This window comes from Paenibacillus sp. T2-29, assembly GCF_052921365.1.
This window is the reverse complement of the sequence record NZ_JBREVE010000003.1, coordinates 98,583-112,474: the sequence shown is the minus strand read 5'-3', so window position 1 is coordinate 112,474 and position 13,892 is coordinate 98,583. Positions and strand designations below refer to the sequence as shown.

Sequence of the window (13,892 nt, the reverse complement as noted above, 5' to 3'; positions counted from 1 at the left end):
TGCATACCGCATTCATGGCTCACCTTGTTATGATAAATATTCACCCTCAATCATCTTCTCCAGGTAATCTCCCGGCGCGCAAGAAACTCAGCAAAGCTGCATACATCCGCATATTCCTGATGTTCTTCATCGTAATAGCCCAGACACTTGTGCTTGGGATTCCACACCAAAAGGATATCCGAATAGTTATCTACTTCTAGAGACAAACGCAACAGCTTTTGCCGACCTACTTTCATTTCAACCGTATCTATGAAAGAGAAAAACTCAACAAATTGGATACCTAAATCATTTTCTGGCAGATCTACACGGCGCTGGTCTCCCATTAGAAAGGCTGTAAGATCCTTCGGAAGCTTGTAGCTTTTTAAAGCATATTGTTTATTCTCCAGATTATGAAACGCTGGCGGTTCCACAGACTTTAGATATTCGGCCATTTCCACGTTCTTATTGCTAACAGCAATCGTATATGCCCGATCTCCACCTTTTTCTGCCAGTGTCACGTCAGCCCCATGCTCTACCAGGTACTTAACCATCGCAAAATCATTATTTCGTGCTGCTACAGTTAAAGGAGTCGCTTTATAGGGATACACCATATCAGAGGCATTGTAATTAATATCTGCACCATGCTCCAACAGTAGTGCTACAGTGTTCAGGTCATGATTACTAACTGCGTTGCGCAGCGTTGCTCCCCCATGCTGCTTTATATCGAGGCCAAGTTCGTGAATCAGCGGGATATTCTTTTTATTGCCATAATAGGCTTGCTCATAGGCACCAGATTTGACTTGATTTTTTCCGTCCAGCTTGGCACCATGAGCCACCACATAGCGGACAATCTCTTCTGAGCAGTAGCGAACAGCTGTTAAAAATGCAGGGCGATCTTTTGCATTGAGTTGAACTCCCTGCTCCACCAACAGCTTTAACACGTCCATTCGCTGAGAAATAAGCGCAAGGTCTAATGGACTTAACGTCGTATGTTTGCTGAGTTTAATTTCTTGTTCTATATCCCAGCCTTCGGTCAGCGCTTGGCGTAATGCCGATATATTGCCTTCTACAATATGCATTGCGATTTCGGGAAGAACGTCAAATTTGCCAATATCTTTTAATTGGATCATTGTATACCCTCACTCTTTATGTATCTATTATCATGTAAATCTATTTTTATACCAATCTCCCCTTTACATAAATCCGCCTGACTTCCCAGTTTATTTGCTCACTTTTAATGCAAACAAGTGAGTAGTATAGGTGAAAGTACCTTAGAGAAGCTATAATTGTATAGTATTATGATTCTGTATACTCGATGCAACGAAAAGGAGAACATATGAATAGCATTCAATACTTATCCCAATTCAATTTGCTACATAGTCTCTCACGAGAAGATTTGATTGAAATGGATCAAATGACCTCTATTACGACTATACAAAAAAACACATTTATTCAAACCCCAGATACCTTCTCCAAGGGGCTTTATTTTGTGAAAAGGGGAAAGGTACGTCTCTACAAGCTGAATGCCGATGGGAAGCAGTTCACTTTGGATATTCTCAGTGAGGGAAATGTATTCGGTGAAATGGACATGATTTCGCTGGGGACACGGGACATGTACATAGAAACGATAGAAGAATGCGATATCTGCTTGATGGACACAGACCGATTTGAACATTTTTTAATCCAGCATCCCCGGTTTATGATGAATATGATTCAGGTACTAAGTGACCGGATCTCAGGAATGAGCAGTTTAGCCCAGCATCTGGCTTTGGGGAATTTACAAGATAAAATTATGTATGTTCTTTTAAAATTATGTGATCAATTTGCCCTTCAAAGTCATGATGAGTATTATAAAATTGATTTTCCGCTTTCTCACCAGGAAATAGCGAATTTGGTTGGGGCCACCCGTGAAGCTGTAACAACCGCTCTTCAGGAGCTTGCCAATGAAAAGGTCATTAGAACCGGCTTTAAGACCATTTACATTCATCGTGAAAAACTATTATCTGCTACTAGAAATGTATGGGACCTATAAAGCAAACACAGCAGTTGTAAACTACATTACATCTATATTCCGAAGAAAAGAAGTATCGTATACCTACCCCAAAATATACGATATGGAGTGAATGAGATGAACAATTCAAGATTGCAAAATGAACTGGATTCAGCCAGAATTGATATGGAAAAAATGCTCCCCCAAGAGATACTCGATACATTTGAGAAAACGATTCGAGAAATTAGTGATTCGAATATCGCTAGTGGACTCAGTCTCGGAACCCAAGCACCTGATTTTAGCTTACCCGATTATACAGGCCGCATTATAACCCTTTCTGAGGAAACAACAAAGGGGCCAGTGGTTCTTATTTTTTACAGGGGACATTGGTGTCCGTTCTGCAATTTGCAGCTCAAAGCCTACCAACGATACATGGATGAGATAACGTCGCTAAATGCCCAACTGATTGCCATAAGCCCGCAGACGTCCGAACATTCAATGAACATGCAGCAAAAAAATGAATTGAGCTTTCATGTACTAAGTGATATGCATAATCAAACAGCAGAAAAATACAACCTCAATTTTAGACTTCCTGAATACGCACATGAAATTTACAAATCATTAGACATATCCCTGGAGACATTTAATGGTGACAGCACTTGGGAGCTTCCTGTACCCGCTACATATGTCATTGATTCAGAAAGGTATGATTCGTGCAAGATTTGCTGATGCTGACTACAAAAAACGAATGGAGCCTGCAGAGGTGTTACAGATTCTACGCTCTCTAAAATCATCATGAATACATAAAGACACAAAAAAGGAGGAAGTATATGGACTCTAAAAGTCCGATCCTAATGCCAGATTCGATATTACACCGCAAAGGAGCTCGCAAAGGAACAGATATCCCTACTGATGTACTTCAAATGCTACAGCAGGGACAGCTTGAGACCGTGAATCTTACCGAATGGCTGGCTGTGGATCATGTTGTTCTTCTGCAGAACGCTCTGGATGAGTTTGGATTGCAGCGATCATTCAATGTCTTCTTGACTGAATTGGATCATCTGAAGGAAAAAAAGATCATGAAAATGATACCCGCAATAGCACAAGCGTGGCTTCATGTGTTTGAGCAACAAGCGCTAGAAGAACGTACTCGACTCTTTGACGCGATGGCCTCCCATCTTTCAGACAGCATTCGCTGCTGGGCTGCCTACATCATCGGGATTGATTCCCGTTTAAGTCTAGAAGAAAAATTTGCTGGCATTCGACCATTTGCAACGGATTCCCATTTCGGAGTACGTGAAATAGCCTGGATGGCAATGAGAGAACCTATATTCTTGCAACTGGATGAGGCGCTTGCGCTGTTAAACAGCTGGGTGCGAAATGAGGATGCTAACATACGTCGTTTTGCTATTGAATTAACCCGGCCACAAGGCGTTTGGGCCAAGCATATCCCTGAACTAAAAGAACATCCCGAGCTGGCTCTTCCACTTTTGGAAGCGGTTCAATCCGACCCAGTCAAATATGTTCAAGACTCGGTGGGCAATTGGCTGAATGATGCCAGCAAAACTAACCCGGAATGGGTAACTCAGGTTTGTGATACATGGCTGATGACTTCTGATACAAAGGAAACGAAGCGAATAGTAACTCGGGCCCAAAGAAGCTTGAACAAAATGAAATAATTCGAAGACTCCTCCCCATCCAATCCATATCTAAAATATTCACATAGACTATGAGATACATCTGGAATATTAGGAGTGGAGGAATTCCTATGTCTATTATCCGAATCTATCTGGAAGCTGACAGTGTTGTATCTGGGAACGTTGCAGCGAGACGGGTTAACGACACTTTCTCCTACTAATCTAATCATATATACTGGCTTATTAGTTGGCGCTACCGTAGTTGTTGAGGTGATCAATTTTAACACCAGCGCTTCCTCAACTTCTGTCAACAACGTCACAGTGACGACCACAATAAACGACTGAGCTACGTAAAACAGGACAAACGCCTCTTTTTTATGATTTTATAAAAGGGTAAAATTCCCTTTATAAATATGAAACAGAGGGAGTTATTTCCATGCAATTCAGTTTTGCCTATTTTCGATTTTATATTGTTACACTTATAGCACTATTCATTCTTACCAGTTGCAATTCCAAAAATGCTGTAACTACAGTCCACACGAATTCTAATGTAGACAATACGACTCATAATACAGCCGTTGTGGACAAAGAAAGGCAGCCTGTCCCACACGTTACAGAGTCGTCGGCTCATACCGTTACCTCGGATAAGGATCTTGTGGCTCTCACCATTCCCGCTGGCTGGCGTAAATTTAAACAAGGACAACTGGATTCGGTGCTTAGTGTTTGTGACAAAGAAAAAAAGAACGTAGGTCTGGTTTTCCGTGTCCCCAAGTCTGCTTTTGCAAATAATATGACGCTCGACGAATTCGTACAGCAACGTGAAGAAATCTCCGCACTGGGCCTAGAAAACTTTAAGGCTGTGGATACTAACCCAATCCAGATTGATTCCACAACCGCCTGAACAGCCGATTATAGTGGGAATTTCAAGGGCCAACAGGTCTATTACTTCAGTGCCATGTTTGAGAGCAAACAGCATTATCTTCAAGTATTGATCTATTCAAGGGGAGGCTCAGCTATAGAAAAACATCACGAATTTGCGACAATAGCCAGCTCCTTGAAAATATTAAGCGATTCACAAGTTGAGCCTGATCTTCGTTCAACAACTATTTTAAAAACTTTTAAAAGCGAAGATGCCCAGCAACGAATCCGTCTCCCTTATGTATGGAAGTCTGGTTTAATTCTTAATCCAGATGCATTAATTCAAGCCTGGTATGAAAAAAACGATGCGTACATGGCGGTCATCAAGGATTGGAAATCTGAACTGCCTTATGAGAAATCCTCAATGATCACATTAAAAGAATACGCTGAGTTTTCAGCTCAATTAGTACTTAAAAGGTCTGGAAAAGGGATAATATTGACGGGACCAATAAAGGTCAATATTAACGGGAATCAAGGTTTGCAATACGAAGTATGGACAGAGAGCGATAAAGTGAAAGTTGTATATTTAATCACTTATTTGGAGCATACCGATTCGTTCTCTCAAATTATTTTCTGGACAAGAGCAGATTATTACGATGATCAAAAATCTGAATTTCAAAGATATACCAAAACATATAGAGAAGAAGAAATATAGACATAACAAAATCCGCCAAACACTTAGGAATCTTGTGTGAAGCGGATTTTTCTATATGACTTTCGCAGATTGAAGTCTTAAAGCTTCTCCCAATTAGTATACAAAGATGTTACTTGTATTTCCTTTATTTTTTGTGGGCTAATAAGAGATTAACTATGGTATCCAGTTGAAGCTCCAGCGAATAGGGGTCTTCCATCACAAACTCATCCCCTTTATTGCTGAATGAACCGTACATGTACACCTGTCCTTTTTTTACAGCCGGAAGACCTTTCCATAGCTCACTATGCAGGATCTGATTGGCCCCCCTCATCTTTTGAGCCATATACAAAAATATGATCTCCCATATACTCGGGTAAAACCTCAAGTGAAATATTTTCAAATCCCTCTTTCATATTCAATGCTTTCTTTGTGGGTGGCAGCTTTAGCATTTGATATATGGTTGGGCTTCCGTAGTTGCCGCCTTTCGCCGCCAAAACATATATGGATTTATTGGCGACTTGTACGATCGAAACCGTCTCTCCATCTTTAATGATACCGTCAATTTTGGTTCTGGCCTCTGCAACTTTCTTCTCATATTCAGCGATCCACTGCTCGGCTTCTTTCTGTTTGCCAAAAATTTCACTGATTCTGCGGAATTTATCCAGTGGTCCCGCTGTAGATTCACCCTCCCAATACGGCAGGAACACAGTCGTTCCTATCTTTTGGTAGCTGTCGATGTTCTTTTCAATTGAGCCGATAATTAAATCGGGTTGCAGAACGGTCAGTTCCTCCAAATCCATAGGAAAATCCCCGAGATCTTTGATTCCGGCTAACTTCTCCTTGGGATATCCCGATGGATCAATCCAAGCCTCATTAAGCATATAGCTTCTGACCCCTACTGGAATAATCCCCAGTTTTAAAAGATGACCCATATACTGATCCGATGCCACTCGTTTCGGGTTTGCAGGTACTTCTACATCGCCTTTTAGTGTCTTAACCGTTCTTGTCTGCGTTTGTACTGCCGCTTGTCCATCGCTGTTAGATGTTGCCACTGTATGATTAGCCTTCGTCTGCGAGCTTCCATGTGTATTCGTCGAAGCTGAGCAGGCCCCCAGCATCAATGATAAGCACAACATGATCATCATAGCCGTCATTTTGCCTCTACCGTGCATGAAAAAATCCCCTTCCGCATGATACCGATATTGATAATCAATATCAGTATAACGTGTGAAGGCTGTCCGCTGAAGGGCATATTTAAGCTTCGTTTGGGGCATACCTGATCTTGTCCCTGGATATGCTGCTGCCGTCCTTTTTTGAATCGTATAGGAGATAGTCCCTTATATTTCTTGAAGCTGCGACTTAATGAATGCGCATCTGGATATCCCACACGCTCTGCGATCTCCTGCAAAGTGGCATCCGTCTGCATTAGCAGCTCTGCCGCCCGATTCGCCCGTATCTGACCCAAGTAATGAATTGGACTGGTATGCATTTTACTTTTGAACAGCCTTGATAAATGTCCGGTACTGCACTCTAGGTCCTCCGCAATAGATTCTAGTGTTATAGGCCGACTAAAATGCTCACGAATATAGGTTACAGCTTGCGCTACCAAGTCAGGCTTAAGGGGCTGAATACCTTGTCGATCCAGTTGGTGTAACAACTCGAATACAAAATGATGAAACAAAGCTTTGACATGCAGTTTACCAAGTCCCGATCCCTTATGCCATTCTTGCTCCAACAGCTTCACTGTATCATACAGGGGCAGCGGGTAGTGAGGTGCGAAAGCATACTGATTCTGAAAAGGATTTTCCCTTTCCAGCAATTGTACAAGCTCCTTACGACTGGGCAGGGCCAAAGTTGCCTTGTACAGAATGATATAATATTCAAGCACATCCTCTGTCAGGACGCTCAAGCACATTCCTTTTCCCCCATGCAGGACATGGAAACGATCCACCCTATGAACACTGTCATCCAGCCATACTCGTGCACTTCCGCGCACCGTATATAAAAACGCACTGACCGGAAGTCTATAGCTCCGCAATTCTTCCCCTTTATCCATTTTCTTATGGCGAATATCCATCACCTGTATAAACACATGATTCCACAATACAATGTGATCGTTCAACTTCATTACTACCGCTCAGCCCCTATCCAAACCGATGTGTTGCTTATCCCGCCCAATTTATTAGAATAAATTTATTATAATTGATAATCATTCTCACAAGCAATCATTACGTCTAACTTCCTCTAGATCGTCAAAGCCGCTGATTATCCCCCTATGCAAATATAAGAAAAAGCCCTGTAAAAGGGCTCTCTTTCTTGTGATGCATTCTATTGTCGCTTAAAGTTCTACCTCTATGATTAGGTTCCAAATCGTTTGCGATACCCGCACTTTCGGCACAACTCTTCTACTGCTTCTCTTCTGGAGAATCCAAAGTACAGACGGTTTGCACGCTCACCTTCCACGATCTCGGAAAAAGTTTGCTCATGCACATTTCCTAAGTTAATGACACCTTCTCCATCAAGACAGCAAGGGACCACTGTTCCATCCACCAAAACCGCCGCCTGACTGCGAAGCGCGTGACAAAAGCCTTTTCCGTCATCTTCCGGAGCACTCAGGCTAGGCCATTCAAATTCGTAGTCCTGATTCAAATATACATTAGGAGCGATTTTGACCCCACTGCCCGGTATTACTTTTTCCTCAATCCGATAATCCAGTCCAAACTCTTGCTCCAATTGCTCCAGTGTCTCCCGGTTGCGCTGACGCTGCACATTAGTCAAATTATCTTGAGTCAGATTCCAGAGACGGAAGGAAATAATGATATTGTGCTTCACAGCTTCTCTGACAAACGTGAAAATATGACCCAAATAACCTTCTCGATCCACAGAACCTTCATGCCCGTCAAAACTATGAAGAGAAAAATTCATCTGCCGTAAGGCTGGCTGACCAAGCAGCTTATGTCCGGTCTTCGGCAGCAAGGTACCATTGGTGGTAATATTGACCTTTAAGCCTTTTTCATGTGCACTCTCCAGCAAAAGATCAATTTTGGGATGGAGCAGAGGCTCTCCTTTTACATGCAGATAAATGTAATCCGTATGCGGCTTGACCTGATCAAGCACATTCCGAAAGACTTCCGGATCAATAAATTTTTTGACACGTTGTGTCTGAGGGCAAAAACTGCATGCAAGATTGCAAATGCTTGTTATCTCAATGTATACCTTCTTAAAAGTCTTCAACATGATTTCCCCATTCTAACCTTCATCCTGAACATTTGGTTTATGCTCACTAATCTTATGATTATAACGGGTTATGAACGAGAGGTAAACTCTGCGGATATTTTCTATTGACCTTAGGTCTGACCTAAGGTTTATAGTGAAGTTATTCAATTATCAATTATGAGTAAGGAGACCTATCATTGAAAAAACACATAACGATCAGCCAGCTTGCTCAGCTCATGAATGTATCTGTACATCAGCTGCGGTATTTTGAGGAAAAGGGGATCCTTTATCCGTTATACACAGATGAAAATCAATATCGAATGTACGGACTTCATGAAATTTATCAACTTTCCCATATTTTAATGCTCCGTAAACTAAACATCCCTGTCGGTCAAATTGAAGAATGTATGACTTCCTACACTGCCGATGATTACAAGCAGCTTTTAGAACATTCGTTACAGAAGGTACAGGATGAAATCGCTAACTTAAAGTTGCTCGAACAGTTTATTCATAAAGTGCTAAAAGAACATCATACCCTTACACAGCAGAACAATGAGTATCGACTCAAGCTGCAGGGCACTCGACATTTAAAGCTGTGGTTTGCATTGGAGAGTGATCAAGAACTCACGGCCAGGAATCTATTTGAGCAGCGGCCTGCCCCACCACAATTATTTGAAAATGATCTACATTATCTATCTGATTCTGGACAGGTGAAGCTATATTATGAAACGACATCAGGAACAGCTGACTATATTCTGGAAGAAGGCAGCTATCTTTACAAGCACTTCTCCGCCACTGAAGACGCTGAGATAGAACACCAAGTCCAACAACTGGAGCATTATGCGACCCAGCACCGCTATGAATGCTTAAGCAAAATCATTGTGGTGGAAAAATCCTATCTATCCATATTTGACAGCAACGAGCTGCAATATGAGATTCAAGTACAAATTTCTGATAGCAGGAGGACGTTACATGAGTCCACAATCCTATGACATTGTTGCTTATCAAGAGCAAGACCATGAAGCCGTATGTAAGCTCTTAGTAGAATCGTTTAAAGCAAAATTTCAAGCTCTTGTTGCACTGGAGGTTCAAGATATACAGCGTTTATTAATGCAGGTTTGGGTTCAAAATCCTAATTCTACATCTATGAAACAATTTGTGGCCAAAGAGAACGAAGATGTTGTTGGCGTCCTTTCACTCAAATGGAAGGCTCCCTCCTCTTCACTTCCTATAGCCAATCTCATTTCTTTGGCTCCGCTTATAAAACAGTTTGGCTGCTTTAATGTATTTAAATTTTTGACAGGCATGCATGCGCTGGAATATAAGCCTGCCATAGATGAGTGTTACATAGATCATTTGGCGATTCGCTCAAGTCATCGCAATCAGGGGATCGGGCGACGTTTTCTAGCTTTCGCACAGCAGTTTACGGTTGAATCCGGTTTCCATGCGCTGACACTTCATGTAGCACATAAGAACCAGCAGGCTATCCGCCTGTATCACAATTTAGCATTCGAAATAGAGCAGTCCCAATATAATTATTGGCGGCATTTTTGGTTCAAGGAGCCTGTATGGCATCTAATGAGCTGGAAAGAACGAAACTGCAATCGAGGAGAGAACAGCATTGAAAAAAACATATAGGCTTACCCTTGGTATTGTGGCAGGTCTGGTTGTTGCCTTGATATTGATTGTTTTATATCAAAATTCCTACAAGATGATGGAAGAAAAAATACAAATTGCGACTCCCAAAGGAGTATTAACAGGTACACTGGCTTTGCCTAAGAACTACTCGGGAAAGATTGGACTGGTTGTTTTTGTCCATGGAGATGGTCCAATCAATGACACCTATGATGATGGATACAAACCACTGTGGGAAAGGTTCGCTTCTAAGGGCTATGCTTCCTTATCCCTGAATAAGCCCGGTATTAACGGCGCTCCAGGCAATTGGCTGGAGCAGAGCATGGAGGACCGGGCACAGGAGATTCGATATGCAGTTGACTGGGCCAAAACCTTACCGATGATTGATAAGCACAAAATCGGCCTATGGGGGGCCAGTCAAGCAGGCTGGGTCATTCCGAAAATCGTTAAAGAGGAGCATGATATTGCATTCAGCATCCTTGTATCGCCGGCCGTGAATTGGATTACACAAGGGCAATTTAACACCAGGAAAGAGTTGGAACAAGAAGGAGCTAGCCCGCAGCAAATTAAAAAGAGACTGGACTACGACCAAAAGATTCTACAACTACTGAAAAAACATGCTTCCTATGAAAAGTACCTAAGCATGGCCGATCCTGAGAATATAATTCCCAAAGAAAGATGGAGCTTTATAGGCAAAAATTTTCGTTCTGATTCTACGGAAGAATTAAGCTACTTAAAATCCCCAGTACTCTTGGTGCTGGCTGGAAAAGATATGAACGTAGATGTAAAAGACACCGAGCGAGTATATCGCCAAAAGATATCTCCAGAGCTGCTGTCTGTCATTCATTTGCCTGAAGTTGACCATTCCATGATGAATGAACAAATCGCGCATTCCAAGTCCCTAACCTTCTTAACAGCCGTATTCGCCCCCAGACAACTGGTGGATGGTGACTATCTGAAAATTCTTGCCGATTATGTCAGCCAGCGTTAAACGATAATGTTGTTATTTTGCCAAATTTCTTTAGAGTATGCTAATGCGAATCCCATTGAAAGATAAAAGGACTGATCAGAACCCACAAAAATTCTTTCTACCCCTTTATCCTTGACTCTGTTTATGGCTTCATAAATAACGGCTTTTCCAAGCCCCATTTTTCTATACTTCGGTATCGTACCTACAGGCTCCAGTATTCCTATTTTATTTAGCTCGTCGTACCAGAGAGTAGTGAAAGAAGCAACTTCATTATTGGTGTCTAGGATGACTACATCGAATTCCGGTATATAATCAGGGGCATTTCTCAATGATAAATAACAGTGCTCAGCCACATCATTATCTGGATAATCGCCCTTGTAGTACCCGAATGCTCTTCCATGAGCAAATCCTTTTTCAAAATCCCCAACTTCATTCGCATCCGAGATTCTAAACCCGTTTGGTAATTCCAGCTTTACATCATGCGGTACATTCATATAGGACGTCGTTTCTTTCCCATCCTGCAAGATGTACCGTCTTTTTTTCAAAAGCTCCTTCAGTTGCTCTCCATCCTCGTTTACGATTATATCTAAAGTAGCTACATTCTCACCATGTAAAGCTAATTTCAATTCAGCATAATCTATTAATTCATTTAGAAATTCATTTGAAAAATCACGATCAGCAAGCTGGAAATAAGCTTCACCTATGTTATCTTCTCCTTCCGGGTGAACAACAGCAATAATTTCATTATGCTCATCCTCCCAAATTCCAACAGTCTCAGGCCATGTTTCAAATGTGTTGTGCATAATTTGTCCCCAATATCTACAGAAATTCCAGCGATCTATGAACCAATTTTTAAGGTCAGGACTGCTTTTCAGCGACTGTTTCAAAAAATCTCCAACCCTTAAAAAGTCATGTGCTTCAAATTTTTTCTGAGTATACTTCATTATTTACCTCCTGCTCTTCTATATTGACTTTATTGTAATGATTCTGGAAGGTCTGATATATGCCAAGTTCTTTTATCAAATGTTTGTAACGTTATACTTATAAAAGTGGATAACAAAAAACCCACAGATCTTCTCTGTGGGCACCTATTTTTTATTTTTTTGAATATACGATTTTCTTAATGCGATCTGTAGACAGTCCATATTGTTCTGAGAGCTCGTCAATGGACACTCCCACACTGAATTTTGCACGTATCTCTTCGTTCCGAATGAGATAATAATAGGCTGCTCCAGAGCTTTCTCCCCATCGCCTGCGCTCACTCGGACGATTGGGGATATAAATGAGTTCTCCTTGTATATACCGCTGAACTTCCTTAAGTAGATCATCAGGAAGCAAATCAGTTGCCTTCAAATAATTCATTTCGGCTCGCTCCTTAAAATAAATTGGTATTTTAAGGGCAAAGCCTGCGTCTGCAAACAACTAATTCTTCAGGCGAAATATATTCGCTCCACACCAAGCTTCGCCTTGTTTATTCCGCAGGCTTTGCATGGAGCTGATTGAGTACGAAACCAATGATAGGATACATCGTTCCCCCTCCTCTCAAGTATCATCTGGTTTTCACTGTGTCCAGTTCGTGTCCAGTTCAATAATTAGGAACTCAACTCATGTTATTGTAAAATACGAACTGCGTTGAAACAACGATCAAAGTTACACTCACAAACAATGGGTTGCTATTTATAATCAAACTCGATAAGCGCTCATTCAACCCTTACCTGTCCTTGGTTAGACTGGGAACAAATCTATGAACAACAAAAAAACGGCATTTCTGCCGTTTTTTCTAAAGAATGGACTCTCAGGGACTCGAACCCTGGACCAATTGATTAAGAGTCAACTGCTCTACCAACTGAGCTAAGAGTCCATATAAAATTATGGTGGAGCCTAGGGGGATCGAACCCCTGACCTCATCGCTGCCAGCGATGCGCTCTCCCAGCTGAGCTAAGGCCCCGTCACATGTAAGTGAATTAACGTTTCAAGCGACTTCTATATCATATAAAATATTCGACCCTGTGTCAATACTTTTATAAAAAAAATATAATCCTCTTCCCACCACGGCCCTAAAAAGATACAGTCAGCGATCAGTCGCTGTCTGTATCTTTGGATAACAGTGTTTTCAGTTCCTTCATAAACATATTAATGTCTTTGAACTGCCGATAGACGGACGCAAAGCGTACGTATGCGACTTCATCCACAGGATAGAGCTGTTCCATGACTAGCTCACCAATCTGCTGGCTATCCACCTCTGTGGCTGCTGTGTTGCGTATAGCGTTCTCCACCTGAGATACGATCAGATCGAGTTGCTCGACTGATACTGGACGCTTTTCACAGGCTCGAATGAGACCGCGCAGCATTTTATCACGGCTAAACTCTTCACGGCTGCCATCTTTTTTGATGACCATCAGTGGGGTCTCTTCTACCATTTCAAAGGTGGTAAAACGCCTGGCACACTGTTCGCATTCGCGACGGCGGCGGATGGACTTATTATCATTCGCTGGTCGCGAATCCAACACTTTCGTGCCATTGTAGGCACAATACGGGCACTTCATAATCTCATCACTTCCTTTTTCCAATAAATTCCCGAAGCTTTTTAGTAATAATTTTGTCGAAACGGATCATAATATGTTTACCACGTCGCGAGGAGGTGAACAACAATGGCACAAGGAAACAATGGCAACTCCAACAACCTGGTAGTCAGCAGATCCTCCGGTGCTCTGGAGCAAATGAAATATGAAATCGCTCAAGAGCTGGGTATCAGCATTCCTCAAGATGGATACCAAGGTAACATGACTTCCTATGAGAACGGTTCGATCGGGGGCTACATCACAAAACGCCTCGTAACGATCGCCGAACAACAATTGGCAGGTCAATACCAATAATCTCGGTAATAATCAAGAAGTAATACGAAAAAGTGTA

At 41.8% G+C, this 13,892-nt stretch carries 15 protein-coding genes, 2 tRNA genes and 1 pseudogene; 9 read left to right on the top strand and 9 right to left on the bottom strand.

Translation table 11 applies throughout. The features are described from left to right. Positions 1-27 precede the first annotated feature (27 nt). A pseudogene (locus ACU1JV_RS10040) lies at positions 28-1,109 on the bottom strand (ankyrin repeat domain-containing protein). Between the two features lie 206 nt (positions 1,110-1,315). Between ACU1JV_RS10040 and ACU1JV_RS10035 the strand changes: the two are divergent. The 5 genes from ACU1JV_RS10035 to ACU1JV_RS10015 all read left to right on the top strand — a co-directional run bounded on the left by ACU1JV_RS10035 (position 1,316) and on the right by ACU1JV_RS10015 (position 5,179). Further along, positions 1,316-2,011 (top strand): Crp/Fnr family transcriptional regulator, encoded by a 696-nt coding sequence (locus tag ACU1JV_RS10035; RefSeq protein ID WP_413985888.1) that lies wholly within the window; start codon positions 1,316-1,318, stop codon positions 2,009-2,011. 96 nt (positions 2,012-2,107) lie between these two features. Continuing rightward, positions 2,108-2,698, top strand: coding sequence for a peroxiredoxin-like family protein (locus tag ACU1JV_RS10030; protein ID WP_413985887.1), 591 nt, complete (start codon positions 2,108-2,110; stop codon positions 2,696-2,698). A 137-nt stretch (positions 2,699-2,835) separates the two neighbouring features. Beyond that, positions 2,836-3,648 (top strand): DNA alkylation repair protein, encoded by an 813-nt coding sequence (locus tag ACU1JV_RS10025; protein WP_413987560.1) that lies wholly within the window; start codon positions 2,836-2,838, stop codon positions 3,646-3,648. A gap of 394 nt (positions 3,649-4,042) precedes the next feature. Then, positions 4,043-4,507, top strand: coding sequence for a hypothetical protein (locus tag ACU1JV_RS10020; RefSeq protein ID WP_413985886.1), 465 nt, complete (start codon positions 4,043-4,045; stop codon positions 4,505-4,507). A 54-nt stretch (positions 4,508-4,561) separates the two neighbouring features. Then, positions 4,562-5,179: a hypothetical protein gene (locus ACU1JV_RS10015; RefSeq protein ID WP_413985885.1), complete on the top strand. Its 618-nt coding sequence runs from the start codon at positions 4,562-4,564 to the stop codon at positions 5,177-5,179. A gap of 281 nt (positions 5,180-5,460) precedes the next feature. Here the strand turns inward: ACU1JV_RS10015 and ACU1JV_RS10010 are convergent, their stop codons facing one another. The 3 genes from ACU1JV_RS10010 to ACU1JV_RS10000 all read right to left on the bottom strand — a co-directional run bounded on the left by ACU1JV_RS10010 (position 5,461) and on the right by ACU1JV_RS10000 (position 8,395). Continuing rightward, entirely contained in the window at positions 5,461-6,330 is an 870-nt protein-coding gene (locus tag ACU1JV_RS10010) for an ABC transporter substrate-binding protein (protein WP_228392892.1), read from the bottom strand. Beyond that, on the bottom strand, positions 6,309-7,286 hold the full coding sequence (locus ACU1JV_RS10005) for an AraC family transcriptional regulator (RefSeq protein WP_413985884.1): 978 nt from the start codon (positions 7,284-7,286) through the stop codon (positions 6,309-6,311). The genes ACU1JV_RS10010 and ACU1JV_RS10005 overlap by 22 nt, the downstream gene beginning before the upstream one ends. Positions 7,287-7,516: 230 nt before the next feature. Then, the gene (locus tag ACU1JV_RS10000) at positions 7,517-8,395 is read right to left on the bottom strand and encodes a radical SAM/SPASM domain-containing protein (protein WP_013370372.1); all 879 of its coding nucleotides are present in this window, start codon (positions 8,393-8,395) and stop codon (positions 7,517-7,519) included. Positions 8,396-8,571: 176 nt separating this feature from the next. Between ACU1JV_RS10000 and ACU1JV_RS09995 the strand changes: the two genes are divergently transcribed. Genes ACU1JV_RS09995 through ACU1JV_RS09985 form a run of 3 tightly spaced genes read left to right on the top strand, consistent with a single transcriptional unit; the run spans position 8,572 to position 11,000 of the window. Beyond that, positions 8,572-9,366 carry a helix-turn-helix domain-containing protein gene (locus ACU1JV_RS09995; protein WP_413985883.1) on the top strand — a complete coding sequence of 265 codons (795 nt, stop codon included), beginning with the start codon at positions 8,572-8,574 and terminating at the stop codon, positions 9,364-9,366. Beyond that, the gene (locus tag ACU1JV_RS09990; protein WP_165084399.1) at positions 9,347-10,012 is read left to right on the top strand and encodes a GNAT family N-acetyltransferase; all 666 of its coding nucleotides are present in this window, start codon (positions 9,347-9,349) and stop codon (positions 10,010-10,012) included. Before ACU1JV_RS09995 ends, ACU1JV_RS09990 begins: the two co-directional genes overlap by 20 nt. After that, a complete protein-coding gene (locus ACU1JV_RS09985; protein ID WP_413985882.1) occupies positions 9,996-11,000 on the top strand; it encodes an alpha/beta hydrolase family protein in 1,005 nt (334 codons plus the stop codon). The genes ACU1JV_RS09990 and ACU1JV_RS09985 overlap by 17 nt, the downstream gene beginning before the upstream one ends. On the opposite strand, the gene ACU1JV_RS09980 is transcribed toward ACU1JV_RS09985, so the two are convergent. The 5 genes from ACU1JV_RS09980 to nrdR form a co-directional block, all read right to left on the bottom strand. Then, positions 10,997-11,923, bottom strand: coding sequence for a GNAT family N-acetyltransferase (locus ACU1JV_RS09980; protein WP_413985881.1), 927 nt, complete (start codon positions 11,921-11,923; stop codon positions 10,997-10,999). The two genes, ACU1JV_RS09985 and ACU1JV_RS09980, sit on opposite strands and share 4 nt — an antisense overlap. A 151-nt stretch (positions 11,924-12,074) precedes the next feature. Beyond that, the gene (locus tag ACU1JV_RS09975; RefSeq protein WP_413985880.1) at positions 12,075-12,341 is read right to left on the bottom strand and encodes a CD3324 family protein; all 267 of its coding nucleotides are present in this window, start codon (positions 12,339-12,341) and stop codon (positions 12,075-12,077) included. Positions 12,342-12,767: 426 nt separating this feature from the next. After that, positions 12,768-12,840, bottom strand: a tRNA-Lys gene (locus tag ACU1JV_RS09970). Between the two features lie 11 nt (positions 12,841-12,851). Next, positions 12,852-12,927: transfer RNA gene (locus ACU1JV_RS09965), tRNA-Ala, on the bottom strand. Positions 12,928-13,057: 130 nt separating this feature from the next. Beyond that, positions 13,058-13,525 carry a transcriptional regulator NrdR gene (gene nrdR / locus ACU1JV_RS09960; RefSeq protein WP_013370366.1) on the bottom strand — a complete coding sequence of 156 codons (468 nt, stop codon included), beginning with the start codon at positions 13,523-13,525 and terminating at the stop codon, positions 13,058-13,060. 105 nt (positions 13,526-13,630) lie between these two features. Here nrdR and ACU1JV_RS09955 point away from each other — a divergent pair, with 105 nt between their 5' ends. Next, positions 13,631-13,855 (top strand): alpha/beta-type small acid-soluble spore protein, encoded by a 225-nt coding sequence (locus tag ACU1JV_RS09955; RefSeq protein WP_013309613.1) that lies wholly within the window; start codon positions 13,631-13,633, stop codon positions 13,853-13,855. The last annotated feature ends 37 nt before the right edge of the window (positions 13,856-13,892 follow it).

Bases quoted from the DNA above. Each gene is read 5' to 3' on its own strand.
- ACU1JV_RS10035 (WP_413985888.1), top strand. From the start codon at position 1,316: ATGAATAGCATTCAATACTTATCCCAATTCAATTTGCTACATAGTCTC.
- ACU1JV_RS10030 (WP_413985887.1), top strand. From the start codon at position 2,108: ATGAACAATTCAAGATTGCAAAATGAACTGGATTCAGCCAGAATTGAT.
- ACU1JV_RS10020 (WP_413985886.1), top strand. From the start codon at position 4,043: ATGCAATTCAGTTTTGCCTATTTTCGATTTTATATTGTTACACTTATA.
- ACU1JV_RS10015 (WP_413985885.1), top strand. From the start codon at position 4,562: ATGTTTGAGAGCAAACAGCATTATCTTCAAGTATTGATCTATTCAAGG.
- ACU1JV_RS10010 (WP_228392892.1), bottom strand. From the start codon at position 6,330: ATGCACGGTAGAGGCAAAATGACGGCTATGATGATCATGTTGTGCTTA.
- ACU1JV_RS10005 (WP_413985884.1), bottom strand. From the start codon at position 7,286: ATGAAGTTGAACGATCACATTGTATTGTGGAATCATGTGTTTATACAG.
- ACU1JV_RS10000 (WP_013370372.1), bottom strand. From the start codon at position 8,395: ATGTTGAAGACTTTTAAGAAGGTATACATTGAGATAACAAGCATTTGC.
- ACU1JV_RS09990 (WP_165084399.1), top strand. From the start codon at position 9,347: ATGAGTCCACAATCCTATGACATTGTTGCTTATCAAGAGCAAGACCAT.
- ACU1JV_RS09980 (WP_413985881.1), bottom strand. From the start codon at position 11,923: ATGAAGTATACTCAGAAAAAATTTGAAGCACATGACTTTTTAAGGGTT.
- ACU1JV_RS09975 (WP_413985880.1), bottom strand. From the start codon at position 12,341: ATGAATTATTTGAAGGCAACTGATTTGCTTCCTGATGATCTACTTAAG.
- nrdR (WP_013370366.1), bottom strand. From the start codon at position 13,525: ATGAAGTGCCCGTATTGTGCCTACAATGGCACGAAAGTGTTGGATTCG.
- ACU1JV_RS09955 (WP_013309613.1), top strand. From the start codon at position 13,631: ATGGCACAAGGAAACAATGGCAACTCCAACAACCTGGTAGTCAGCAGA.